Origin of the sequence: Paenibacillus sp. FSL R10-2199, from assembly GCF_038000235.1 — a bacterium.
GTDB lineage: Bacteria > Bacillota > Bacilli > Paenibacillales > Paenibacillaceae > Paenibacillus_AQ > Paenibacillus_AQ phytohabitans.
In genome coordinates, this window is the sequence record NZ_JBBOBO010000001.1 from 6,061,916 (window position 1) to 6,086,874 (window position 24,959).

The 24,959-nt window shown below is 50.4% G+C and carries 21 protein-coding genes; 2 read left to right on the forward strand and 19 right to left on the reverse strand.

Annotated elements, in window-relative coordinates:
- Positions 1-12 precede the first annotated feature (12 nt).
- From NYE33_RS26730 to NYE33_RS26745, 4 genes are all read right to left on the reverse strand, one after another.
- Positions 13-1,719 carry a methyl-accepting chemotaxis protein gene (locus NYE33_RS26730; protein WP_083705783.1) on the reverse strand — a complete coding sequence of 569 codons (1,707 nt, stop codon included), beginning with the start codon at positions 1,717-1,719 and terminating at the stop codon, positions 13-15.
- A 1,089-nt stretch (positions 1,720-2,808) separates the two neighbouring features.
- Positions 2,809-3,507 carry a Crp/Fnr family transcriptional regulator gene (locus NYE33_RS26735; protein WP_171719768.1) on the reverse strand — a complete coding sequence of 233 codons (699 nt, stop codon included), beginning with the start codon at positions 3,505-3,507 and terminating at the stop codon, positions 2,809-2,811.
- 81 nt (positions 3,508-3,588) lie between these two features.
- Positions 3,589-4,086 carry a hypothetical protein gene (locus NYE33_RS26740; protein WP_341068265.1) on the reverse strand — a complete coding sequence of 166 codons (498 nt, stop codon included), beginning with the start codon at positions 4,084-4,086 and terminating at the stop codon, positions 3,589-3,591.
- 37 nt (positions 4,087-4,123) lie between these two features.
- Positions 4,124-5,656, reverse strand: coding sequence for a DUF4153 domain-containing protein (locus NYE33_RS26745; protein ID WP_083705663.1), 1,533 nt, complete (start codon positions 5,654-5,656; stop codon positions 4,124-4,126).
- 114 nt (positions 5,657-5,770) lie between these two features.
- On the opposite strand from NYE33_RS26745, the gene NYE33_RS26750 reads away from it, so the two are divergent.
- The gene (locus NYE33_RS26750) at positions 5,771-7,447 is read left to right on the forward strand and encodes an ABC transporter substrate-binding protein (RefSeq protein ID WP_042136189.1); all 1,677 of its coding nucleotides are present in this window, start codon (positions 5,771-5,773) and stop codon (positions 7,445-7,447) included.
- 115 nt (positions 7,448-7,562) lie between these two features.
- Here NYE33_RS26750 and NYE33_RS26755 read toward each other — a convergent pair whose 3' ends face one another.
- From NYE33_RS26755 to NYE33_RS26825, 15 genes are all read right to left on the reverse strand, one after another.
- Entirely contained in the window at positions 7,563-8,054 is a 492-nt protein-coding gene (locus NYE33_RS26755) for a DinB family protein (protein ID WP_042136186.1), read from the reverse strand.
- Between the two features lie 63 nt (positions 8,055-8,117).
- Positions 8,118-9,194, reverse strand: coding sequence for a DUF1835 domain-containing protein (locus NYE33_RS26760; RefSeq protein ID WP_341068267.1), 1,077 nt, complete (start codon positions 9,192-9,194; stop codon positions 8,118-8,120).
- Between the two features lie 24 nt (positions 9,195-9,218).
- A complete protein-coding gene (locus tag NYE33_RS26765) occupies positions 9,219-10,049 on the reverse strand; it encodes a stalk domain-containing protein (RefSeq protein WP_341068270.1) in 831 nt (276 codons plus the stop codon).
- 790 nt (positions 10,050-10,839) lie between these two features.
- Positions 10,840-11,664, reverse strand: a complete 825-nt coding sequence (locus tag NYE33_RS26770) for a carbohydrate ABC transporter permease (RefSeq protein ID WP_042136184.1) — start codon at positions 11,662-11,664, stop codon at positions 10,840-10,842.
- A complete protein-coding gene (locus NYE33_RS26775) occupies positions 11,657-12,553 on the reverse strand; it encodes a carbohydrate ABC transporter permease (protein ID WP_042136182.1) in 897 nt (298 codons plus the stop codon). Before NYE33_RS26775 ends, NYE33_RS26770 begins: the two co-directional genes overlap by 8 nt.
- 210 nt (positions 12,554-12,763) lie before the next feature.
- The gene (locus tag NYE33_RS26780; RefSeq protein ID WP_039297147.1) at positions 12,764-14,104 is read right to left on the reverse strand and encodes an ABC transporter substrate-binding protein; all 1,341 of its coding nucleotides are present in this window, start codon (positions 14,102-14,104) and stop codon (positions 12,764-12,766) included.
- Between the two features lie 187 nt (positions 14,105-14,291).
- Complete coding sequence (locus tag NYE33_RS26785) at positions 14,292-16,073, reverse strand: sensor histidine kinase (RefSeq protein ID WP_340946529.1); 1,782 nt, start codon at positions 16,071-16,073, stop codon at positions 14,292-14,294.
- Between the two features lie 5 nt (positions 16,074-16,078).
- Entirely contained in the window at positions 16,079-17,710 is a 1,632-nt protein-coding gene (locus NYE33_RS26790; RefSeq protein ID WP_042136179.1) for a response regulator transcription factor, read from the reverse strand.
- A gap of 425 nt (positions 17,711-18,135) precedes the next feature.
- The gene (locus tag NYE33_RS26795) at positions 18,136-19,011 is read right to left on the reverse strand and encodes an alpha/beta fold hydrolase (RefSeq protein WP_341068272.1); all 876 of its coding nucleotides are present in this window, start codon (positions 19,009-19,011) and stop codon (positions 18,136-18,138) included.
- A gap of 54 nt (positions 19,012-19,065) precedes the next feature.
- Entirely contained in the window at positions 19,066-19,509 is a 444-nt protein-coding gene (locus NYE33_RS26800) for a GNAT family N-acetyltransferase (RefSeq protein ID WP_042136175.1), read from the reverse strand.
- 37 nt (positions 19,510-19,546) lie between these two features.
- Positions 19,547-20,116, reverse strand: coding sequence for a histidine phosphatase family protein (locus NYE33_RS26805; protein WP_076246600.1), 570 nt, complete (start codon positions 20,114-20,116; stop codon positions 19,547-19,549).
- Between the two features lie 68 nt (positions 20,117-20,184).
- Entirely contained in the window at positions 20,185-20,634 is a 450-nt protein-coding gene (locus NYE33_RS26810; RefSeq protein WP_340946537.1) for a hypothetical protein, read from the reverse strand.
- A gap of 64 nt (positions 20,635-20,698) precedes the next feature.
- Positions 20,699-21,232, reverse strand: coding sequence for an AAA family ATPase (locus tag NYE33_RS26815; RefSeq protein WP_341068275.1), 534 nt, complete (start codon positions 21,230-21,232; stop codon positions 20,699-20,701).
- Complete coding sequence (locus tag NYE33_RS26820; protein ID WP_144026158.1) at positions 21,229-22,161, reverse strand: hypothetical protein; 933 nt, start codon at positions 22,159-22,161, stop codon at positions 21,229-21,231. Before NYE33_RS26820 ends, NYE33_RS26815 begins: the two co-directional genes overlap by 4 nt.
- Positions 22,162-22,359: 198 nt before the next feature.
- Positions 22,360-23,766 (reverse strand): NAD-dependent malic enzyme, encoded by a 1,407-nt coding sequence (locus tag NYE33_RS26825; RefSeq protein WP_042136165.1) that lies wholly within the window; start codon positions 23,764-23,766, stop codon positions 22,360-22,362.
- 230 nt (positions 23,767-23,996) lie between these two features.
- Here NYE33_RS26825 and NYE33_RS26830 point away from each other — a divergent pair, with 230 nt between their 5' ends.
- The gene (locus NYE33_RS26830) at positions 23,997-24,941 is read left to right on the forward strand and encodes a tyrosine-type recombinase/integrase (RefSeq protein ID WP_042136163.1); all 945 of its coding nucleotides are present in this window, start codon (positions 23,997-23,999) and stop codon (positions 24,939-24,941) included.
- Positions 24,942-24,959: the final 18 nt, after the last annotated feature.

The window sequence follows — 24,959 nt, forward strand, 5'->3', positions numbered from 1 at the left end:
AGGCCTGTTAATCTACACGTTGAAACGTGCCACGAGACCCTGCAAACCTTGCGCCAGCATACTCAGCGCGCTGGCAGATGAAGCAATTTGTTCTACCGAAGCCATCTGCTCCTGCGAGGCAGCGGATACCTGCTGCGTATTAGCCGCAGTAGTCTCCGAAATCTGCGTAACCGTGCGGATGGAGTCTACGATTTCCTCCGTAGCCGCCGTGATTTCTTCCACGGCCCCGGATACCTCCTGAACCTGTCCGGCCAGCGAATCAATCGAGCTGCGGATTTCATGGAAGGAATGTCCGGCCTCTTCAATGATATTAGTTCCGCTTTGCACTTCGTTCATGCTGTTCTTCATCACCTTCACTGCATGGTCGGCATCGGACTGGATTCCGGCCGCCATCTCGGCAATCAGATTGGCGGATTCAGCTGACTGTTCGGCTAGTCTGCGCACCTGATCGGCCACTACCGCAAATCCTCTGCCCTGCTCTCCGGCCCGCGCCGCTTCGATCGTTGCATTCAGCGCCAGCATATTCGTCTCCGAGGCAATCCCCTTGATCACTCCGACAATGCTGCCAATTTCCTGTGACCGCTTCACGAAGCCCATGACCTGGTGCGAGAGGGACTGAATGGATTCGTTGATGGAATCCATCTGACGGCCGGCGGACTGCAGGGAGTGATCTCCGGCAACCGCATATTCGGCAGAGCGCAGAGAGGCTTCCGAAATATCCTGTACACTGGCAGCAATCTGCTGAATCCCGGCTGACATTTCAATAATCGTATTCATGTTGGTCTGCAGATCATTCATCTGCCGGCCTGTGCCAGTAGCAACTTCGCCCATAATCCCGGCAATCTTCTCAGTCGCTTCAGCAGTCATCCCGCTATCAGCGGTCAGCTTGACCGAAGAAGCGGCGAGGCCGCTGGCAGAAGCATTAACCTGGCCGATCATCGCCGCCAGATTATCGGTCATTTTATTGAAATTCAGGGCCAGATCACCGATCTCATCCTTCGTCCGCACACTCAGCTTGCGGGTCAGATCGGCATCGCCGTCTGCAATCTCTTTGAGCTGCTTGTTCACATCACTCAGCGGCTTCAGAATCCGTGCCGACATCACGAACGCGATCAGCACAGCCAGCAGGACAGATAATCCCGTGACTCCCATACTCGTAACCATAGACGAGCTGCGATGGGTAGCCGCCTGACTCTGCTCCTTCGCAATTTCTTCATGCAGCATATTCTCAAATACAAGCTGTGAATCGATAATGGTATCCAGAGAGAGCGTCGTAAACGACTTTTGTGCTTCCGGGAAATTGCCGTCTTTGGCTAATGCAAAAGCTTCCTCCAGCACGGCCAGATAATTGCCCCATTCACTCTCCAGATTCGTAATTCCCGCAAGCTCAGCTTCGTTCAGGCCCGCATCCTTCAGTTCTTCCGCCGCCGCCGTAATCTGCGGGATCATCGCTTCATAAGCAGTCAGGTTGGCCGTTCTTTCCTCATCCGTATTGCTCATGACATACCTCGCCGCCAGCCCATCTGCTGTACGGATATCATCGGTTAACCCCTGCACCAGTGACAGCTTGCTGTAATTACGGTTGATCTGCTCCGTAAGCATGGTTACCTTCCCCTGAAATAATGTGCTGCCCGCGATTGCGATAATGAACACGATAATAACGGCGGCGAACCCCGACATGATTTTGGCACGTATCCCTCTAAGTCTGTTGAACATCATGAATTCCTCCACTCCATATGTAAGCTATACTGCATAACCCCTGCCCTTAGGGGCTTGTACACTATGTATCCTGCGTGTATCCACCTGCATGCACGCTCCATGCGTCTGGTGCTGGCCCGTCCCTCCTTAAGCATGTTGCTAATCTTTTCCTCATGCCTGTATCTTACGTTCCAATCCTTAAACCAATCTGAAATGGAGCTGAGCATTCGCTGAAACAATGCAGAAGCAGCTGATCCGGCTCTAAGGCAATGTATGTTTCAGCAGGAGATTGCGGCAAATATAAGAATCGTGAATTACAGTAACATACCTCCATAGCAGCACATTGTATTCGGTTTTTCGCATACATTGGGCCCGGGTACCTCCATGGCAGCACATTGTGTTCGGTTTTTCGCATACATTGGGCCCGGGTACCTCCAGGGAAGCCCATTGTGTTCGGTTTTTCGCATACATTGGCCGGATTACCTCCATGGCAGCACATTGTATTCGGTTTTTCGCATACATTGGGCCCGGGTACCTCCAGGGAAGCCCATTGTGTTCGGTTTTTCGCATACATTGGCCCAGGTACCTTCATGGCAGCCCATTGTATTCGGTTTTTCGCATACATTGGGCCCGGGTACCTCCATGGCAGCACATTGTATTCGGTTTTTCGCATACATTGGGCCCGGGTACCTCCATGGCAGCACATTGTGTTCGGTTTTTCGCATACATTTGGCCCGGTTACCTCCATGGCAGCACATTGTATTCGGTTTTTCGCATACATTGGCCCGATTACCTCCATGGCAGCACATTGTATTCGGTTTTTCGCATACATTGGCCCGATTACCTCCATGGCAGCACATTGTATTCGGTTTTTCGCATACATTGGCTCTCCTTTGGCCCGGCTTCCGGGGGATTCAGCGGGATTCCTGATGCAAGAGCAAAATCACCCTTTTTTCATAAACAACACAAAAAAACCGCCACCCCGGCCAAAGAAGGCAGGAAATGACGGTTTTCTGGAAGAGTACTCTATGCGTTAAACTTCTATAGCTATGTAAGTAGGTTGCTGTCATTCACCCAGGTTTGCTCAGTCTCGCTAGAGTTCACTTAGATTCATTCGTACAAATTCCCGTTCGCAAGCATGGCGAGCCTCTCTTCATCCAGCACAATTAGCCGGCCGCGCCTGCGTTCAATGATCCCTTCTTCGATTAGGCGCCGCACCACCCGGTTCAGATGCCGGTAGCTTGTCCCCAGCAGATCGGCAGTCTCTGTCAGGCTGGAGGTACGGATCTCTTCTACCCGCTGAGCGCCGGTGTTGTCCGAGAAGAGTGACATCAGGTAGCTGGCGAAGCGGTTCTCCACCGGATACAGCACATTCATGGCCGAGGTCTGGCCCAGCGTATACAGCTTGTGGCTCAGCTCCCCGACGAGGAAACGCAGCAGCGCCGTATTGTCTTCGAACTCTTTTAGCAGCAGCTTTCTTCCGGCCACCAGCAGCAGGCTGTCCCCCACCGATACCACCTCATTCTTGACCGGATACTGGCGTAGCAGCTCCACATCCCCGATCACCGACATCGGTCTTGCGAACCTGACCAGCATTGATTTGCCGTTAGGCAGCAGGGTATGAATCTTCAGCTTGCCCTGCACCAGAATGAACATGCTCTCCAGCCGGTCGCCCACCGAACACACTGCGTCCCCGTCGCTGTAGCGCCGAAGCTCCATTTGGGCAATTGCGCCGCTGCTGAACATTGCCGTAAGATTATTCTGCTCCGCAAGACTGCGTACCGCCTCCGGATTTACTATCGAATTCATGCCGTTCTTCCTCTCCCGCCGTGTAAAGTCAAGCTTATGTTCAAACTGTACCACAGCTTCAGGGCAAAGGGCTAACCGGCCTTACTTCATATCGGCGTCGTCCAGGCGGATTTCAGCTACAGTTGCATCCGGAGAACACCAGAATTCCAAAGTTACCCCTTGTTTGTGATCAATGTATCCGATAATATCTGCGGTCTGCTCATTGCTTTTGTAATATTTGCTTCCATACAGGTCAAGCACACTTTGTTTGCTGTCTCCGAGTCCGATGCCCAAGGCTGTATGGAGCGGATCATCCGAACGGTTATTATCCGTGGCGGTGATCATGATCCGCTTGATCATTCCTTCATCCGGGCCGGAATGAACTGAGGCAGTGACAAGACCGTCCTCCCAATGATAGTAATCATACAGCTCATTATCCTCTTTACTTAACGGGCTGCCTAACTGCTTAAGCAGATGACTGTCATTAATATTGTCATGCAGGTTCACACCGCCGATCGCTTCGCGGGCAAGGTCTGTGGAAGACGTCAGCTTTTCGGAATATGCCGAGAATTGATAGACACCGAAACCCGCAATGATCACAGCAATCAGAATAAATACTATCCGTTTTATCCCCATATTAGTGTGCAACGCCCTTCTCAAAATATTGTTCCAGTTCCCTACGCTCCTGGAATTTGGCTAGATTGAAGGATGGCCAGCTCTTCAGCGGCTCTGACCGGTCAGACAAACGGCTGTGCAGCGCTTCGTCAAGAATACCTTTCTCCTGCCTGCTGAACTCAATCAGCTCCGGAACCACATCCGCGGACAGTCCGGCCAGATAATTGGCATCCAGGGTGCCGCTTGCGGCGTACCGCTGAATATTCTGCCGGGCGATAATATGATCCATCCCGATATAGTTCATCAGCACATAAGACAACAAACCGAGCACGATGTAACACTTAAGCAATGGGAATTCTGCCCGGCTGATCCGCACCGCAGCCAGAACAAGCAGCAGCCCGAGGAAGATCATGAAGGCATGCACCAGGAAGCGGATATAGGTATAACCATACGCTTCTTCATACAATGTCAGCCGGGAGTATGCAGAGTAGAGCATGACCATGGAGCACAGAACCAGAATATAGAGCAGAATCTGAATTACCCGCTTCAGCCCTCCGCCTGCTTTGCGCACCGCCAGCAAGGAGAGCAGCAGAATAGCGAAATTGATCGCTGTCACCAGAATCAGCTCAAAGAATCCGCTCCGCGCATAATCCGCATACGTCTTGCCATCCGGCAGAATGCCTTCCCAGGCCCCGAACAAATACGAGAATTGCACGCTCACAAACAGCATGTATACGGCATTAATTACCGCAAGAACCGTAGTAATGATGATCGGATCATCAACGCCGATGCTTTCCTCTTCCGGTTCGGTCACATCCTGCTCTGTCAGAGCATCCAGCCCGCTCGGCGGATAGGTCCGGATATAGGACTTACTGTCAATAAATCCCCACACAAAGCCGAACATCCCGAGTCCAAGCAGAATAATCCACAACGCCCTGGAGACCCACTCACCAAAAGAGATATTATCAAAGTAACCCGGGAGCTCTGACAGCAGCCGGTTGAATACCCCATCCGCCGTGGAGAGAAGCGAGGTGACGATGAGCAGCAGCGGAAGGGAAATCAGCAGCCCGATCACCACACGGATCAGAACCTGCTTGCGTTCATTAGACACTCCGCCCTGTCTGCGGCGTAACAGCTTCACTGCAGTATTCCAGTGGCGCAGGCTCTGGGGGAAGAAATGCTCCAAAGCCGCTCCGATCAGCCCGAAGCCGCTCCAGGCGGGCAGGCGGTAACTGAACATATAAGTCATATGTAATAGAATCAGCGCCGGAATGACAAGAAAATTAAGCCCGAAGAAAAACCAGTTGCCAAACAGTGCGTACGTCAGCGACAAGAGTAAGACCGAACCCATCCACATATAGCTGAACCAGTTGTGCTTACGAAGCTTCTCCTTGCCGAAATAGAGCATAAAGGCATAGAACAGCACTACAAAAATCGGGTAAGAGATTCCGGGCATCTTGCCGTAGAACAGGTACTGATGCACAAGCGCAAGCAGAAACGCGGCCAACAAAACAACGCGCGCAAACCCCGGTTTGGATACGGTTTGATTGTCCATGGTAAATTCCTCCATCTTTTTACTTTCCTACCCTGATTCTAGCTGATAAAATAAGAAGAAAAAGAGAAATATATTATTATTAATTTCCTATTTTGTGAAAGGAGAACCCTATAAATGAAGCTACACAGTCAATTTCTGAAGCTGCATTCGCATCATGGAGGCCCGGCAGAGGTCCTTGTTACTCTCGATGAGCTGGCCTTGACCCTCGGCTGTACCCACCGCAATGCACTGCATGTGATCCGCAAAATGGTAGAAATGAACTGGATCACCTGGACGCCCAGCCGGGGACGGGGGCGGCGCTCCAAGCTGGTGTTCCTCGCAGCCTCCGAGGATATTGCCCTGGAATCCATGATGCAGGCCATCAGCAGCAAGGATATCAGCAGCGCTCTGGAGGGAATCCGCGGACATGCGCGCACCTCCGCCCTGCAGGATACACTCCAGGGCTGGCTGCTGGCTTACTTCGGGCATCATGCCGAGATGCAGAGCGACAAGCGGATTGATACGCTGCGGCTGCCGGTCACGCAGCAGCTGCATACCTTCGATCCGCTGTATATGAATCTGCTGGCAGAGTCTTTTGTTTCCAGCCATGTCTTCGACGGTCTGGTCGGCCGCAGCGGCGAACGCGGCAAAGTGATCCCCGGTCTGGCCCATGCCTGGGAGACCGACGAAGCCCGTACCGCGTGGACCTTCCATCTGCGCAAAGAAGTCCTGTTCCATCACGGCAAGGTACTGACCGCCGAGGACGTAGTCTACTCGTTTGAACGGATGATGTCTACCTCACAGCGGACGCTGTACAGCTATATTTTCAAGGAAATCCAGGAAGTTAGAGCACTGAATGCCTCCACCGTCCGCATTCTGCTGAAGAAGCCGAACGAGCTCTTCCTCCCGTTCCTCTGCACCAGCCGGGCGGCGATCGTCCCCCGTGACCTGCAGTCCATCGGTGAGAATGTATTTGGACGAAGACCTGCGGGAACCGGGCCTTTCAAGGTAGTAGAGATGAGCGAGGATACTTGCGTGCTGGAGGTGTTCCCTTATTATTTTCAGGGGAGGGCTCATCTGGACCGTGTGGAAATCATCTATGTACCCTGGGGGCTTGCGCCGGGACCCTCCGAGACGGGTTCGGGCTTCCATGTCATTCCGAATCCGCAGGCAGCGGGTACCGGCTCCCTGAGCAAGATTCATTCCGAATCCTCGGTACGCAAATTCGTCACCTGCAACACCAAAAAAAAGGGACCGCTAAGCGATCCCCTTCTCCGTGCCGATATTCTGTCCTGTCTGCATGAAGCTCCCCGTGAACCTTTCACGCATTCAGCCGGTCTTCCGGCGGCAGCACTGCAGATTGCCACCATTCCGCAGTATGCCGGGGACGCTGAATACATTGCAGCAAGGCTGAAGCAGCACGGATATGCCTGTAAGGTGGTCTCCGTATCCCCGGAGGAATTCAAGGGACCGATCCGCCTGCAATCGGATCTGATTGTCTTCTCTCTGCTCCGTGATCAGGATGAACAGCTGCGGCTGTACGATCTGTATCTGACACTATCGCAGCATATTGAGCCGCGCACCCGCGCCGACATTGAAGGCAGACTGCATATGATCTCCCGGGAGCCTGACGCCGCTGCCCGGACAGAGGGCTTCAGGATTATCGAGGACAGCCTGACCCGGGATCATCAGCTGCACATCCTGTACGAGAAGCCTGCCGAGACGGCTTATCTGCCCTCTGTCCGTGGCGTTACCTTCAACAGCCAGGGCTGGGTGGATCTGCGTCACCTTTGGTTTCCGCCGGAGCTGTAAAGCTAATCTAAGCTTCGCCCGCCTTGGATGCGGCCTTTTCAACACTCAGATTTGTATCTTGTTCATGCCTGCTGGCAGTGTAAAATCAAGTCTGAAAGAGGACTAAACGCACCCTTTATTCTCTGCCGGGCAAACTGCCCGCAAGCCCTCTGCCCACCAGATTGGCGGATACCGGCTTCCTGCCCAGCTCCCTGGACCATACAGAGAGCTGGCCGGAATGATGAATCTCATGAGCGATAATATGGCGCATAATCTCACCCCAGGCATCCTCAATTACCCGTCCATCCGCCCGCTCATCCTTCAGTATGTTCTGCTCCAGCCCCTCATGCCACGCCAGCACGAACTGCTCTACCTCCGGCCGGAACCTTGCATCCAGCTCCCTGATCTTCTGCAGAGTGTTATATTCCGGGAAATCTGCCCGAAAATCAGGCTTCCCCTCCATATCCCGGATCCAGCTCAATTCCACATCGATAATATGAACCAGCGTCTTCAGGATTCCGCCCATTCCGCCGGTCCGTTCCTTCAGCAGTTCTTCCTCCGGCAGCTCCTCACACCATTTGTACCATTCCTCGCGGACCATCCAGTTATAACGGAATAATGTTTGCATAGGCTGCCTCCTGAATTGTAATGTAATTTTGAATTTCCGGCATTCAACGTACTGTTTCCATGTTCAGTTTGCTCTCCGTCTGACACTGTAGAATCTCAGCGCTGTCGGAACGCCCTTAATCTCCAGGATACCGCTATAGATCAGTTCTCTTACCCTATATTCGAAAAAAGAGTCCCCGATACACTGGTCGCAATATCCCAGCGCCTCTCCAACTAACCGGGCTGATTTCAGGAATCCGTCATCTCCGGAAGGCGGCTTCAGGTAGTCCAGCTTCTCCAGCAGGTAGCTGTCATAATAATCAGCCGGCACCTCAAGCACAGCATCCTCTTGCCATATCCGCAATACCCGGGACTGTTCTGAGATGTTCTGCCACTCCAGGTCCAGCCGCGTGATATCCGCAGCAGTAAGCCTGTTGCCGTCCTGAATGCGCAGCAGCGCCTCCCGAAGCTTATCGGCCGGAATCTCACCGGAACTACGGTATTTGATGGAGGCATCCGGAGTGTTGTACAGCTCTTCACAAGTTGCACAGGCATCACATACCACAATCCCGCTCTGTCTGCTCCCCAGCAGATGAACAGCAAGACGCAGCCCGGTCTGCTCATTAGCATTACCGCTGGTCCAGATCACGACCTGAGCCTGTTCAGGAATCTGCTCCAGCTTATCCATAAGCTCCGAATACATTTCTTCGCACTCATCAGTGGCGGTAGTGTATCCCACGATATTCTGGAAGAACCATTCACTCCGGGCCTTCCTTCCCTCCGGCGAATCCAGCTGGCCCAGCGGACCTATGGCATAATTCTCCCGCAGTGTAACAAGCTTGTGCGAGTCTGTCCAGCCTAGCCCTGTCAACGCTTGCTTCATGCCTCCGGCGAAGGAATCACCGCACACGATATGCACATGGGTACAATCCGGTGAGGGGTCCCAGAATTCCCGCTTTTTGGGAGTATCCATCAGACTGGTGTAGTATCCCAGCAGGCTGGCAACCGGTCCGGCGATATGTTCATCAAGCGGTGCTTCAAGCCGCTCACTCTGTTCCTTTAACCGCTTGATCTGCGCCAGAATCCGCATGAAATACAAGTGTACTTCATCTTCCTTCAAGCCGCTAACAGCGTTTACGATTTCCTGCATATCTTTCATCATCTGATTCCACCTTTGTTCAGGTAATTATATGGGGGAGCGGTCAAGCAGCCTCCCTTTGACAAGCAAATAAAGCGGGGGATAGGGCGATTGCTTCTGAGCGGTAACCAAGGTGAACCCGTCCTTCCCGACAGCCGGTCTTTCCCGTTTCTGCACCGGGAACTGGACTGAATCTTTGAACACCACATATGCTGCCACATCCGCTGCTCCTGCCGGAATATCATTTCCGGTTATATTCTGCGACTTGACAGTAAAGCTGCCCTTTACCTCGTCATACGTGTACGAGACAGGACGGAAAGCATCGTTGCTGATAATCGCCCCCGGCGGTGCTCCAAAGGCGCTTCTCTCCAAATCCTCTATCGCTAATTTAATAATATTCGTCTGCATCAGAGTGTCCCCTGTCAATGTATAGAGATGATTACTCTGATCCCATTTACTCACGATGCCCAAACTGCCCGCCAGTACACTAACCGGGATGAACATCGAATTCTGCTCCAATACCGGAATCGTATCCATGGAGCGAGCAGCCCCGTTAACCGAAACGGACTTCGACCTAATCGTGAACATAACTGTTACATCATCCATCCCGATTGTAGCCGTTTTACTTTTGGCATCGTAGCTGACCTTCGCCCCGAGCAGCTCGCTGATCGAGCGCAATGGAATCATCATTCGTCCCTGTGAATCCACATAAGGCGCCTTCGGTGCCGTATAGACCACATAATAATCGTTGATCTTGAGCAGCACCGGATATTCCTTGGCTGCGGCCTGCACCTTCCCCGCGCTACCCCCTATTAATAACGCCAAGCTCATTCCCGCTGCCAGCAGCAACACCACCAGAAGTTTCTTTGTCTGCTTCATAGTATATATCATCCCCACTCCCTACTTTGTTTGGAATGTATCGCTCCAGCTACTGCATTTCTTGTTAAGTTAACGCATGCAACTATTAAACTAGTACCCGTATCAGGTTAAACCTAGTGACAAAACCTTGGTAAATCGCCTGCTGAGGTTTGACATGACCCGATTACGGTATATCCTCCGTTACGCTTAACTGCACTTTGTACAACTAAAACGTCTGATTTACAAACGATTCTCCGTTTAGTTGTATTTCGTACAACTAAAGAGTCCATGTATATGGGTTCTCACCCATTCAAGCAAATTTAGTTGTACAAACTACAGTTAAAAGAGGCGAGTCTACCTTTTCACTGTTTTTAATTGTACAGAATACAACTATTGCTGAATTCCGCTTGGAGCAGAATACATCAATTGCTGCATTGTTTAACGAACACCGCTCCAGCCGCCAAATTCGGGTTGAATGTCCGCATTTAAGCAACTCATCTTATCCCTCCCCCCCTAATTTAACCCTCGTCTAGTAAAATAAGCAAGCGAAAGAGGCAAGCAGCATCCTTTCTGCTGCTTGCCTCTTTCGCGCTTCTCCCCTGCCACACCCCACATAAATGAACTTAAGAATTTCACAACAGGGCTTGCGTACGGAGGGGGATTTTTGGAACTGTAGGAGCGGTAGCGTCCGCCTTTGTCTCCGGATTTCATCCGCTATAAGCGGCTAGAATCAAGAAATCTGGAGACAACAGCGGCCGGAAGTCCAAAATATCCACCGTAGCTACGCCCCGCCCCAAGTGAACTCTTCTGTTCATTTCACCGACCCGATCATCCCAGCCACAAACTGCTTCTGCATCACAAAGAACACCAGCGCCGTCGGGATCGTGCCGATCACAATCGCGATCATAATCATGCCGTAGTCCGGGGCGTAGCCCGAACCGAGAGTTGAGATCAGGAGTGGCATCGTCTTCGTCTGCGGGGTCTGCAGCACGATCAGCGGCCAGAGATAATTATTCCAGCTCGACATGAATGTGATGATTGCCCCGGCGGCGTATGTCGTTTTCATGGTGGGCAGATAGATACGCAGGAAGATGCCCAGCTCGCTGAGCCCATCCATCCGTCCGGCCTCCAGCAGCTCCTTCGGGAACATCTTCGTGCTCTGCCGGAAGAAGAAGATCAGGAATGCCGTCGTGACCGTAGGCAGGATGACCGAAGTCATCGTATCAATGCCCATCCACGGGAACACATTGGAGATTTTGCCGAACATCCGGTACAGCGGAATCATCAGCGCGGCGAACGGAATCATCATCGACAGCAGCAGGATGTTGAACACAATATCCTTCGAGCGGCTGCGGAAGACTTCGAAGCCATAACCGGCCAGCGAGGCAATCAGCAGCGCCAGCAGGGTGGTGGTTATCGAGATTTTAGCAGAATTGATCAGGGATAACTGCAGGTCTGTGGTGTCCAGCAGCTTCTGGAAATTATCCAGCAGATGTGTTCCGGGCAGCAGCCGTCCGCGGGTGACGTCAACCGACTTGTTCGTGGAGCTGACCACCATCCATAAGAACGGGAAAATCGAGACAATGGCCGCGATGCTTAGGAACAGATACATGAAGAAACGTTTGCTCTTAGCCATTTTTATCACCTGCCACTTTGAACTGGATGACCGACAGCAGCGCAATCATAATCACGATGGAATACGATACAGTGGCTGCATAGCCGAAGTCCGCTGAATATTTGAACGACAAATTATAAATGTACTGGGAGATCGTCTGTGTTGCATTTCCCGGACCGCCCTTCGTAATATTCATGACCTCATCGAACAGCTGCAGGGTACCGATGGTGGATGTGATCGAGGTAAACAGGATGATCGGCTTCAGCAGCGGGACAGTAATTCCGAAGAACTGCCGTGACGCCGAAGCCCCATCAATTCTGGCGGCCTCGTAGATGGAGCTATCAATATTTTGCAGGGCGGACAGATAAAAAATCATATTGTAGCCCGTCCAGCGCCAGGTGATTGCGATAATAATCGTAATTTTGGCCCAGAACGGATCGGTGATCCATTCAATCGGGACACTGACCAGATGCAGCTTCAGCAGCATGGTATTCACCAGCCCGTTGCCGGCGAACAAATACTTGAACACTACCGAATAGGCAACCAGCGAGGTTACACAAGGCAGGAAGATTGCCGTCCGGAAAAACCCTTTGAATTTCAGCTTGCTGTCATTCAGCAGCACTGAGATAAACAGCGCCAGTACAATCATCAGCGGCACTTGAACCAGCAGATAGATGAAGGTGTTCTTCACGGAAGTAAGGAATGTTTTGTCTGAGAGCAGCCGTGTATAGTTATCGAATCCGGTGAAGGTAAGATTGCTGCCGGTGCCTGTCTGGAACGACAGAATCAGCGCCTGGAGCATCGGGTAGAAATAGAAGACGAAGATCAGAATGACCGCAAGCAGGACGAAGGACCATCCGGTCAATACGCTTTTGGTACGGATACTCACGCTCGCATTTGTTTTTTTCACATCGGCCCAGCCCCTTCATGGTATTCAAGTAGAAACGGCTTTGCCGTCCTTTTTTTGGACGGTACCGTTTCAGCGAGAAAGATAAGGATAATTTATGCGCGGAGCATATAAATTCTTATCTTTTAAAATAAACCCCGGACGCTGCCCCGCCCTCCTGAAAGCCCGGAAGCCGCAGGCCACGCCCAAGGTTTACCTGTGTGCAAGACTCAGCTATTTAATCTGTGATTCAGCCTGGGCCTGGGCATCGCTCAGCACACTGTCAATGTCCTTGCCGTTCAGATAGTTCTGCATTTCTACAATGAGGATGTCTTCAATTGCGTAAGTATTGATACCGTAATTGACACTTGGAATCTGCTCTGTCCAGGCGGCGAAATCCGATACAATCTTCTGGCCGCTGAAGAATTCATTGGCCTGGCTGTAAGCTTCTCCGCCCGCTGCCGCTTTGAAGGTACCGATAACACCGATGTCTGTGAGCAGCTTCTGATACATTTCCACATTGGAGCCGAAAGTCTTTGCCATGAAGTCAGCTGCAGTTTCCTTGCCGTCCACATTCATCACATACCATGAGCTTCCGCCGAGATTCGAGGCATGAACCGATTCATTCGCAGTCAGCTTGGGAAGCGGTGCGATCCCCCATTTGCCGGATTGTGTAGCTTCAGCTGTGATCGATGGAGTGATCCAGTTACCTGTCGGTACCGAAGCGACGTCCCCGCTGTTCAGAGCAGCTACGAACTGGCTCCAGTCCGCATGCACCTTAGCCACATTGGATTCCATAATTTGTTTATAGATTTCAAACGCTTCCTTCAGCGGCGCATTGCCGGCAATATTCGGCGTCTTGCCGTCTTCCTTCAGATACCATTCACCGGCGGATTGAATCATCACACGGATCAGTCCAAGGTCGTTCGGGTCCAGTGTAATCAGCGCCTTGCCGGTCTTCTCTTTCACGGCTTTGCCGATTTCAATATATTTGTTCCAGTCAATATCCTGCAGATCGGCCAGCTTGTAGCCTGCCTGCTCCAGATAATCGGTTCTGACATAGAGTCCGGTTACGCCGGAGTCAAAAGGAATTCCGTACTGCTTGCCGTCCAGGCTGGTCGGACCGCTTTTGTAATCCGCGAAGTCAGAGCCTTTGATCGAGCCGCTCAGGTCGTAGAAGGAATCCTTATACGATTGCAGGAAGCTCTGGGAACGGTAGTCCTCAATCAGCACGATATTCGGCAGGCCTTTGGTTGTTCCAGAGTTCAGCCCAGTGTTCAGCTTCTGGATAATATCAGCCTGTGCATATTCTACAATGTTGATTTTTACATCAGGGTTGGTTTTGGCATATTCCGCTTTGGCCACTTCCAGTGCGGCAATATTGAATGCAGGGTCCCAGGCCCAAATTGTAATTTCTTTTGCCTGAGCAGGTTCTGTGGTTGCTGTGTTTCCGGCTGTTCCGGTGTCCGCAGCTGCATTCCCTGTGTTCTTGGAGCCGGAGTTAGAGTTCGAATTGGAGCTGCAGGCAGTAAGCATAAGCAGGCAAATCAGCAATAACGCAATGCCTTTTTTCATTTGTAATCCTCCCCTTTGATGCGCTTTTATGAGTTCCGCTTCCATGTAAGCGCTTATTTATTACATAAGTAATCTTATCATCCGCGTAAGAGGACCCGTTAGAACTTACTTTATAGGGATTTGTCATTTTATCGCCTTATTGTAAGCGCTACCTATCTGCAATTTGTTCTTTTTTTAGATATTGGTATTATTTTTGTCCCGGGATCAGCGGCAGGCGGATTCTAATGGCTGTCCCCTCACCAGGGACGCTTTTAATAGTAATCCCGTACTCTTCGCCATACATCAGCACCAGCCGGTCATGCACATTCTTGATTCCAATCCCGGTGAATAGCTGGCGCTTGCTCGCAGGCCCGGACATGGAGAGATCGGCTTCTCCGGTATCCATACCGTCTCCATTGTCAACAACCTCACAGAGCAGGGAACCGGCATCCTGGGAGATGAGGATATGAATATACCCGCCGCTTTTCTTCGTAAACGCATGGAAAAAAGCATTCTCAATAAACGGCTGAATGATCAGCTTCGGCAGATGGAAGTCCATACAGTCCGGGGAGATGAAGAAATTCACTCTGATCCGTTCCCCGTAGCGTACATGGTTGATAAACACATAGGACTTCAGATTCTCCAGCTCCTGCGCCACCGTGATGCTCTCACTGACGTTACTCAGCGCATTCTGCAGCATGGAGATCAGGGCATGAATCGTGTGAACCGCCTTCTCTTGGCTGCCCTGCTGCACCAGGAAGTTGACCGAGGCCAGCGTATTATACAGAAAATGCGGGTTAATCTGATGCTGCAGGGCAGCCAGTTCTGCATTGCGCTGCTCCTTCTGGGTCTCGACCAGCTTCTCTACATAATCATTCAGCTCATCAAGCATATAGTTATAGGCATGTCCCAGCTCCTGAAATTCAAAGCTGCCGGTTACCGTAATGTAATTATGGAAGCCCCGCTGGGTAATCTTGGACATCTGCCGGGTAAGCAGGGTTAGCGACCGGGTCAGCCTTCTGAAGATCAGGAACACGACGATCAGCGCTACGATGACGATGGCTGAGCAGATCAGCACCACCATTTTACCGTTGACCATCTGGCCGAGAGCCGTCTTTTTATCAATCAGATTCACAATATAGAAATCATATGAAGACAGATAATCCGCAATCAGAATGGAATCCGTGCCGCGGAAATCAACATTTTTGTAATCCAGCTGCTTCTCTTCGATCTCCTTGGCAAACCGCAGTAAATCCTCAGCCTGCTGGCCCATCAGATCACTGCGGTTGCTCGAGACAATGACTCCATCCCTGTTCAGAATCGCCACATCATTCCCGGTACTGACAAAGCTTGCATAGAAGGGGCGGAAGTCCTGCTCATGAATGGTAAAATACAAGGTTCCATAAATATCGCCTGTTGTGCGTTCCATGAGCGCTTTGCTGGCTACGATCACAGCCTCTTTCTGCGGGGAATCCTTGCTGCTCTCCTCATAGAACTGGTACATCAGCCGTTTCGGCTCTGCCAAGGTATTCTTGGTCAGCTCATGCTGCTGCAGCTCCTGGTCACTCATCAGCAGATTGTTCGTATTGGTGGAATAGCTGCGTCCGTTTTTGCCCATGATTTTGATCCCTACCTGGTAGGAGTCCAGAGTAGACTGGATTTTCTTCATCTGGGTCGTCATATTGTAATAGGTCCGCAGCACCCGCAGGGAATTCGAGTCCTCTTCCGTCAGGAAGCTCTTAATGGTGCCGCTCAGCTGTGTGTTGTTGGTTGCAGTAACGATGGAATAATGAAACGATTCGAAGCTCGCCTTAATCTGGCTGATCACCTTGGTATTCGTAATGCTGAAGGTGTTCATGAACAGCTTCTCCGACATGCGGACGGTGGTCCATGATGAAGCGATGGCTACAGCAATAATGCTGATCAGCATCACGATGAATATTTTGATGAACAGGCTGTGGAATTTGAAGCGGTCCCAATATCTGCGCATAGGCTCTACTCCTGTCCGTAATGCTGACGTCTGTAGCCGCTCGGGGACAGGCCGGTGTATTTCTTGAACACTTTGCAAAAATAGCTGTGATCGCCATATCCGACCATGCTGCTAATCTCGGAAATTGGCGCCTCGCCTGCCCGTAGCAATTCTGCCGCCTTGCCCGTACGGATCGTATTGAGATGCTCCTTGAAGCCCTCCTGGTTATAGGTCGTGAACAGACTGGACAGGTAGGAAGGGTTGAAATGAAAATGACGGGCCAGCTCCGTAAGACTCAGCGGCTCGGCGTAGTGCTCCTCCATATACTGGAGCAGCTTGGCCATATTGGCATTGCTCCCTGGTGTCAGTGCTGCCGATGAGGTCAACTCCATGACCCGGGCAAGAAAATGATCCAGAATCCGCACGGCTCCATCCGCAGAGCCCGCCTCATCTATGGCCCGGAACAGCCCGTATTTCCCTTCCTCCAGCTCTCCCAGGTGGCTGAACTGATTCGTCACATTGAAGATAATATTGCCGAGGAAGGACTTGAACTGAAACACATCCCCGTCATATTGCCGGCTTAGCACATCGACATGCTGATGAAGATCGCCGAACGCCTCCTCCAGCTGCTGGCGCTTCAACTGCTCCGTGAACTGGGTCAGGTTAAATTTGGGCAGTTGCGCTTCCCGCTGCGGCAGCTCATCGTGTACCAGCAGTACCTGATCCGGCAAAAAGAAGCGGTACTGCCTCAGCTTCAGAACACTCTCCTGATAGACCGCTGCCATCCCGCTAAGCGAACCAAAGGCCCGGCTGAGGGTCAGGCGCAGCTCAGGCTCTTGTCCCGCCAAGGCGTGGGCCAGCCTATTCACAGCCCGCAAGAGCGCCGGCCACTGCTCTTCTTGCAGGTTGACCAGCAGCAGTGCCGCGTTCGGCTCGCCGCCAGGAATGATGCACTGCACCAATCCTGGAACAGTCCGTTCCAGCTCCCCGGTTACAGCTGCGGTGATGGCTGTTAATGCGTCTGCGTCTGCGGCAACGTTAGCGTTAGTGGCACCAGCTGCGAGTGCAGCGCCATCAGCATCAACAGCACCGGCAGGTCCGGTCCGCCCGGTCTCCCAGCCGAGGAAGCTGAAGCAGTCCTGCGGAAGCTGCTGCTTCACGAACTCCTCGCCTTCGGGCTGCAACCGGTAGCCTGAGATCATACGGCTGAGCAGGGCATCCAGCCGCTGGGGTGCCGCTTCTGGCTGAACTCCAGATGCTGCGGCTCCCAGACCCGGGATACGTTCCCGGGTCTTCCGCAGCACCTGCAGCAGCGACCCGGCTTCCAGCTTCGGCTTCAGAATATAATCGGCCACCCCATTCTGGAAGGTGGAGCGCACATAATGGAACTCGCTGAAGCTGCTAAGCACGATTACCTCCGTAGCCGGATAATCCCGCTTCACTAGGCGTGTTAATTCCTCGCCGTCCATCACCGGCATCACAATATCGGTAATGATGATATGCGGCTGCAGGGTCTGCAGCGAATTCAGCGCTTCCTGCCCGTTGGCCGCTTCCCCTACAATCTGAAATCCTTCGCGTTCCCAGTCCAGCACATATTTAATCCCCTGCCGGACCAGAATTTCATCGTCCACAATCAGCACTTTGCATATTTGATTCACAGTTGTCCCCCGCCTTCTGTAGTCATGACCACTGGTCCGCCACTCATGAAGGGATTATAAAGCGCTGTCATCGGGATGGTCAAACGGTAATTTTGGGGGGAGAGGTGATAATGCGCTCTGGAGAAGAATATTAAGGCTACTACGGGGGATGAAATCTAATACAAAGTATAGCTTAGCGGGATAATTGTATTTCATACAGTTAAAAACGAGGCAAAGCCGGATTTTCCAAGTTTAACTGTATTCAGTACAACTAAAAATAAGAAAAGTGCTCCCTAAGAGAATAAGCAGGTTTTTAGTTGTAGAGAATGCAACTAAATTACATTTGGAACCCCAATCCTTCTTTTTAGTTGTATCAAATACAATAAAGCTGGAACGTGGACGTCCCAGCTTTACTGAATAATCCATTTATGACTGATTCGAAGGCTTCATCGAATCTTAGTCAGAGATGTATTTCCGAGGATCTCAATAATTGAATCTATAACAACCTGCGGGTTCTCAATATGTATGTTATGTCCGCTGCCCGACGCTTCAACCAGCCTCCCGTTGACTGACCAGTTCTTCAGATCATTTGCCGCTTCCAGGAGCTTCGCTCTGATTATTCTCTTCGTATCTTCTGAAGTCCCCGGATAGAATTCATTGACTACACCTGATTTGATGACAATCAAGGGAATATCTGTTGCGGGCAACTCCCTGACTTTCCGGTAACCATCCTGCACATTGGAGAATTCACTATGCATGGCCGCAATAGTCTTTTTTTGAAACGATGTCTTCCATAAAAGCGTCCGGGTCTGCTTTGAAAACGGGCTAATGGTTGCAGAGAACCCGGGGAACTTTTTTAAGCTCGAAAGAATCTTCAATACTCCGATCTTAGACAGTACTTTTAATACAGAATAGAACTTAACAGCCATAAGCTGTCCCTTAACATGTTCTTCCGGAAAACGGTCTGTTATTTCATCTTCATGCATGGAATCAACCAGCACAACCCCTGCCACGAGCTGCGGATATTTCCCGGTAAACAGCCTTACATTTAATCCTCCGAAGGAATGACCCACAAAAATATAAGGCCCCTCAACTCCAGCCTGCAGCAGCAGCTCATAAAGCTCTGATATACACTGCTCATTGGTACGCGGGAACGGCCCTGGTTCAATCCATCCGTAACCTGCGCGATCATATACGATGACTTGTGTAACCTTGGCAACTTCGGGGGCTACAAGCGACCATAACAAGGCAGATGAACCACAGCCATGCTCAAATACCACGGGGGGCAGACCCTTATTGTTACCTTCGATAATGTTATACAATTTATGATTTCCTACGCTTGTGAGCTTCCCTCTACTCGTTTGCACCTTATCCACCTAATGCGAGCTCAAATGCTTACGGTAGCCCTCCACCCGCTCTTCCTTGTAGCCCATCTTCTCATAAAAAACATGCGCTTCCTTCCGCTTCTCTCCCGACACGAAGATAATATAGTAGCAGTCCCGCTCGTGGGCGATGTCTTCGAGGGCGGTCATCAGTTTTTTGCCAATGCCCTGACGGCGTGCACGCGAAGAGACCACTACATTCTCAATCACCATGAACGGGCGGCAATCCCCAACGAGGTCCTGGCAGACGATCCCCATCATAGAGCCCAGCAATTCCCCGTCTACAAAAGCACCCAATAATACATACCGGCTATCCTCCCGGATGGACCGGAATGCCGTCTCCAGCTTCACCGGATCTGTCGGTCCGCCAATCAGTTCTTCGTACAGCGTGTTTAGCGCCTTAAGCGATTCAATGCCGATTTCTTCGATTGTTACCATAGTCTGTGTGCCCCGCTTTCATATATTTGTGAATCCTTTAGTTCTTCTCATACAGAAATAACTGCCCATTGCGCGGAAAAAACATCCGTTCTGCCTTATATCCCCTGCGCCGGAGTTCCCTGTCCAGTACCTTCATGAACGCTCCATGGCTGACGATCAGCACACGTCCTTCCGGTGCAGCTGCTTCAGCTTCTGCCGCTAGAGAATCTATTACCATATGGGCACGCTGCAGAACAGCCGCTTTGCTCTCCGGTTGAGAGGGATGACCGGCAGTCCAGGACAAACGTGCAAGTACGAGCCAGCAGGAGAGAGGCAGGCGCAGTCCGCTTAGCTTAAGTTCACCTAACTGCAGGGCTGCTATACCAATTTCTCTTAGCTGCTCTGTATATACGAACTCTTGAGCATCAAAATAACTTGCCGTATGTACCGCTCTCGCCTGATCACTGCACAGACAAATATCCCACTTCTGCATATTGCTCTTATGTCCCGGTTGCTGAATTGGGGCTGTCTCATATCCCTGTATCCATAGATTGAACTGCTCTCCAGTCAGCCAGGTCCGCTCCGGCTTGTGCTGCACTCTGAAATGCCTTACCAGCCCTAAGCTCATTCCACCGCAACCCTCTCTTTTTTCATCATGGGCAGCCTCTCCTAATCAGTTCCCCGTGGAATTAGCTCTTAATTGCCCTGCTTATCATTTTTGAGTTCAAACTCCTCACTGTGACCGTCCCATTCCACATTTACTTTAATGACGGAATCCTCCCGCTCAAATGCACCGGTTCCATCCCCTCCTGAATGCAGCATGTCGAGCCTAACGGGTCCTTCCTGAGTCCGGCTGCCACCGCCACTTGTCCCTTTATAGCTGTATTTGAACTGTTTGATCTCTCCGAGGTCTGACTGTTCTCCTTTGTAATGAAGATCAAATGTAAACCGTTTGCTGGTTTCGGAATCCTTCACGCGGTCATTTTTGATGATCAGCTTCTGGCTTGCTGTCTGCTCATATACAGCCGACCAGGTTTCACTCTCGCCTTTGAACGTATAATTGAAATGAGTAGTTTCCGTATTACAGGACGTAAGCAGCATAAGCATGACTCCGGGAAGCAGCAGCGCACGCACGATCTTCTTCATGTTTAGCCCTCTTTTCCATTGCTTATATTGTGAAAAAACAAGCCTGATCCGGTCATGCCGGGATTTACCGGGACATATGGTGCAGTACAGCCGCCACCCGTTCTTCCACTTGCATATCTCCTTCTAAACGTACAACATCACAATTCAGCCCCGCCATCCATTCCTCATGCAGCGCCAGGCTCCGGACCTCCGGTCCAGCCGTATCATAGAGCGCCGCCCACTCCATGAAGGTCTTCACATCCTCATATTTGCTTCCCCCAGGCAGCCCCTCATCGCCATATCGCTCATATTCCCTCGCCCGCAAACGTTCCAGCCGGAGCTGTTCAGGTATCCACAGGAAAATCACCAGATCAAAAGTATCGCGCAGCCCGTCTCCCCATCCGCAGACCGCACCGGATAGAATCCACGGCTCCTGCCGCTCCAAATCGGTACGCAATCTGCTTAGCCGCGCTGCAACCGGAGTTTGCTTACTATATTTCTGCTCCCAGAAATAATCGTCACTGTCCAGATGAACATGCGGAAGCCTTGCCGCAAGCGCCTTGCCAAGTGTGGTAGTCCCCGCTCCGGAAGCTCCCATAATATGAATTCTGCGGTTCATAGCGCCTCCTGAATAATTGAATAGATGTTTTCAATTGTATATTTTACCATGTTGATGTTGGTCCGAACATAAGAACAGTTATCCAGTATATATTTTTCAAGATCATTTTTGCTATTAATATATGTAATTGGAATATCACAGCTTTCGTATTCAACTACTTCTGAATTCTTCACTTTCATATGTTTTTGCTCTTTTCTCAAATATTCTACAAGCCGATCGAATTCCCCCTTATCTCCACTAGTATTTCTAAAATCGTAATTTAATAAAATGTTAGAATCATTTAATGAATATTTTTTCAGCGCCTGAAAGAAGCTGTTCATGTCTGCAAACTTTGCTGTATTGACAACCGGATCTGAGCTCCAATAGGTGTATAATGAAACGTTGAATTCTTTGTCTCTAAACATTTCAAGATATCCTGTCCATTCGTCAACATACTTTTTCGGTTCTTGCGCTAACGTTGAACTCCCCAAATTGTCTTCATTAAATGAACTGACTGTATAGAAGAACTCATCTCTATTAAAATAATGGGAGATAATCCGGTCGAATCCTCTTTGGACAGGGAGATCATCCCAGTAAAATCGCTCACTTCCCCCTATATAGGCTTTAGTTGAAAATATGATGTCCGGCTCAGCCTCCGACGAGGCCTTCAGCGTTATCATTTGAAGAGGAGTGTTATAATTCACGGTTCCGCGCACTACCTTAAACGCTTCGCCATATTTGCTTTGGAGATACTGAATGGCAAGTTTACTTTCATGTCGATTGCTTACTTTGATCGTATCAATCAGCTGACTCAATCCCAAAATGAGGAATGGCCCAATCATAATAAGCAGTATAATGCTTGCGCAGCCGTATTTTCCGAATCCCGCTTGTTTACCATCTTTAGAAACTCTTCTTTCTCTTACCCGATAGTTATTGTCATCGTGCATCATAGACCTCCATATGCAACAGCCAGCTGATTATTGATTATCAGACGAATGGTACCACAGTAATACCGAGATATTTGTCGAAATTTGTTAATTTAACATAAATATCTCCGCAACCAACACAAAAAAGCCGCAAGCCATAGTGGCCGCAGCTTCATTTGCCTTGCCAGTATTCAAGTCGCTGTCCGGGTAAGCAATCTCCGCTCAGCTAATATCCGGCGGAATACGCCGCGCTATGCCGGTAGCGATGGCTGCCTGGATAACAGCAAGACGTACCTGCTCCACTACCTTTTCGTTAAAAATACTCGGAATAATGTACTGCTCATTCCGCTCATCCGGATGGACAACTGCAGCGATGGCCTGTGCCGCCGCCAGCTTCATCTCCAGATTCACGGTCTTCGCCCGGCAGTCCAGCGCTCCGCGGAAGATCCCCGGGAAACAGAGAACGTTATTAATCTGGTTCGGATAATCGCTTCTTCCGGTAGCCAGCACGCGGACAAAAGGCTCAGCCAGCTCCGGTTCAATCTCCGGGATGGGATTAGCCATAGCAAACACAATGCTGTCCGGCGCCATGGTCTGCAGATGCTTCACTTGAAGAATCCCTCCGCCGGATACGCCGATGAATACATCTGCCCCGCGCATCGCTTCGTCAAGACCTCCGCTCATATTCTCCGGATTCGTAGCCTCAGCCAGCCAGCTCCATTCGGAGTTGGTGTAGGTTACGTCCCGGTTCAGAATCCCTGCCCGGTCCACAGCATATATCTGCTTCGCCCCTGCTGCCAGCAGCAGACGGCAGATCGACACACCAGCCGCGCCGATGCCGACGACAACAATTCTGCAATCGGCTATAGCCTTGTCCACTACCTGGAGTGCATTCAGCAGACCGGCCAGCGCTACCACTGCGGTGCCGTGCTGATCATCATGGAAGACCGGAATGTCCAGCTCGGCTGACAGCCGCCGCTCAATCTCGAAGCAGCGCGGAGAGCTGATATCCTCCAGATTGATTCCGCCGAAGCCGGGAGCAACCGCTTTCACAATCCGGATGATTTCATCCGGGTCCTTCGTGTCCAGACACAGCGGAAAAGCATCAATATCCGCCAGCTGCTTGAACAGCATGGCCTTCCCTTCCATCACCGGCATCGCCGCCTCCGGTCCGATATCGCCAAGCCCGAGCACTGCGGTGCCGTCGGTAACGACAGCTACCGTATTTCTTTTCATCGTCAGCGAATAGGCCTTTGCGGGATCTTCGGCAATCGCCATACAGACACGGGCCACACCAGGTGTGTAGACCAGGGACAGATCCTCCCGGTTCTTGATCGGCATCTTCGGAGTAATCTCAATTTTGCCGCCGAGATGGGCCAGGAAGGTCCGGTCGGAGACGTTAATGACTTTTATACCCGGCATATTCCTAAGCACACTTATTATCTCTTCATTGGCCGCATCCTGCACATTTACTGTAAGATCCCGGGTTGTCACATCTTTACCACCACGGATGACGTCTATCGCCACGATATCGCCGCCCGCAGACGCGAGCCTTGCTGCCACATCCCCGAAAGACGCTTCAGACTTGCGGATCTCCAGCCGGATAATCATCGTTGTTGCAATTGACATAGAATATGCCTCCCTCATCAGACGAATCTAAGTCCAATATACTACAGTTCACAGATTGTACATAATAAAATCCAATCATACATAAGGGATAGGTGACTTATATGCTGTAACATTCACATTCGTCTATTTGATTATATAAATATATATTTCTTATTTCCCCCTTTACCGAAAGGCTTTGTTATACTTTGAACATCCATTTTAAAGATACTTAAACATCAGGAGGAATATCATTGGCAATTTCCGTTTCAGCATTAGATGAATACATTGAAAAATACATATCTTTTCTAATTATCGAAAAAAACCTTTCACCTAAATCTATCAAGGCTTATGTATCAGACTTAAACCGACTTCATAACTGGCTGAAAGAAAATAAAGTAGAGGCAATTACAAGCGATATCCTGCATAGCTACTTTCACAGCTTCAACAGCGCAGGAATCCTTAAGGATTCCACAATTAAGAGAAAATACATAACGTTTAAAGCTTTCTTTTTATTCTTAGTCCAGAAAAGCTGGATTGACCAATCCCCGCTCAACAACTTCGGAAGAAAATTCAAAACTGCAAAACGAATTCCGAAAACACTAGCCGTTGAAGAAATAGAACGATTGTTGCAATCACCTCTGAAGGACAGAGAACATTTTGCATCCCCTTTCCGTACCCGCTTATCTATTCGTAATGATGCCATTATCGATTTGTTATTTTCAACTGGAATCCGGATTGGCGAACTTGCACAAATTCAACTGGAAGATATTGATTTAAAAAATCAAGTAGTTATTATATTCGGAAAGGGACGCAAAGAGAGGTTGTTATATTTATCCAGCACTGAACTCATTGACAAACTCAACAATTGGTTAGCTGTAAGGGAGTTATTCCGTCCACAAAGCGATACTCTTTTTCTTAACAAATATGGTCAAGCTCTATCCATTTATGGTGTTGAAGATATATTTGCTAAGTACAGAAAGCTGGCCTGTATTAATGAAAAATCAACCCCGCACTATCTCCGTCATTCATTTGCTACCCAGCTACTGGAGAATGGAGCTGACCTACGAGCTGTCCAGGAAATCTTAGGTCATTCTAGCGTGAGCACCACAGAAATATACACCGAAGTATCAGTAAAACGAAAGAAAGATGTACTTTCTCAATTTAATCCGCGCAACCGGCTTGAGACCTCCAAATAACTACGAATTATTTGGAGG

Coding starts and splice junctions, on each gene's coding strand:
- NYE33_RS26735 (WP_171719768.1), bottom strand. CDS start 3,507: ATGAATTCGATAGTAAATCCGGAGGCGGTACGCAGTCTTGCGGAGCAG.
- NYE33_RS26765 (WP_341068270.1), bottom strand. CDS start 10,049: ATGAAGCAGACAAAGAAACTTCTGGTGGTGTTGCTGCTGGCAGCGGGA.
- NYE33_RS26785 (WP_340946529.1), bottom strand. CDS start 16,073: ATGCGCAGATATTGGGACCGCTTCAAATTCCACAGCCTGTTCATCAAA.
- NYE33_RS26800 (WP_042136175.1), bottom strand. CDS start 19,509: ATGGTAACAATCGAAGAAATCGGCATTGAATCGCTTAAGGCGCTAAAC.
- NYE33_RS26750 (WP_042136189.1), top strand. CDS start 5,771: ATGAAGCTACACAGTCAATTTCTGAAGCTGCATTCGCATCATGGAGGC.
- NYE33_RS26820 (WP_144026158.1), bottom strand. CDS start 22,161: ATGATGCACGATGACAATAACTATCGGGTAAGAGAAAGAAGAGTTTCT.
- NYE33_RS26745 (WP_083705663.1), bottom strand. CDS start 5,656: ATGGACAATCAAACCGTATCCAAACCGGGGTTTGCGCGCGTTGTTTTG.
- NYE33_RS26825 (WP_042136165.1), bottom strand. CDS start 23,766: ATGTCAATTGCAACAACGATGATTATCCGGCTGGAGATCCGCAAGTCT.
- NYE33_RS26810 (WP_340946537.1), bottom strand. CDS start 20,634: ATGAAGAAGATCGTGCGTGCGCTGCTGCTTCCCGGAGTCATGCTTATG.
- NYE33_RS26755 (WP_042136186.1), bottom strand. CDS start 8,054: ATGCAAACATTATTCCGTTATAACTGGATGGTCCGCGAGGAATGGTAC.
- NYE33_RS26815 (WP_341068275.1), bottom strand. CDS start 21,232: ATGAACCGCAGAATTCATATTATGGGAGCTTCCGGAGCGGGGACTACC.
- NYE33_RS26770 (WP_042136184.1), bottom strand. CDS start 11,664: ATGGCTAAGAGCAAACGTTTCTTCATGTATCTGTTCCTAAGCATCGCG.
- NYE33_RS26760 (WP_341068267.1), bottom strand. CDS start 9,194: ATGATGAAAGATATGCAGGAAATCGTAAACGCTGTTAGCGGCTTGAAG.
- NYE33_RS26730 (WP_083705783.1), bottom strand. CDS start 1,719: ATGATGTTCAACAGACTTAGAGGGATACGTGCCAAAATCATGTCGGGG.
- NYE33_RS26805 (WP_076246600.1), bottom strand. CDS start 20,116: ATGAGCTTAGGGCTGGTAAGGCATTTCAGAGTGCAGCACAAGCCGGAG.
- NYE33_RS26780 (WP_039297147.1), bottom strand. CDS start 14,104: ATGAAAAAAGGCATTGCGTTATTGCTGATTTGCCTGCTTATGCTTACT.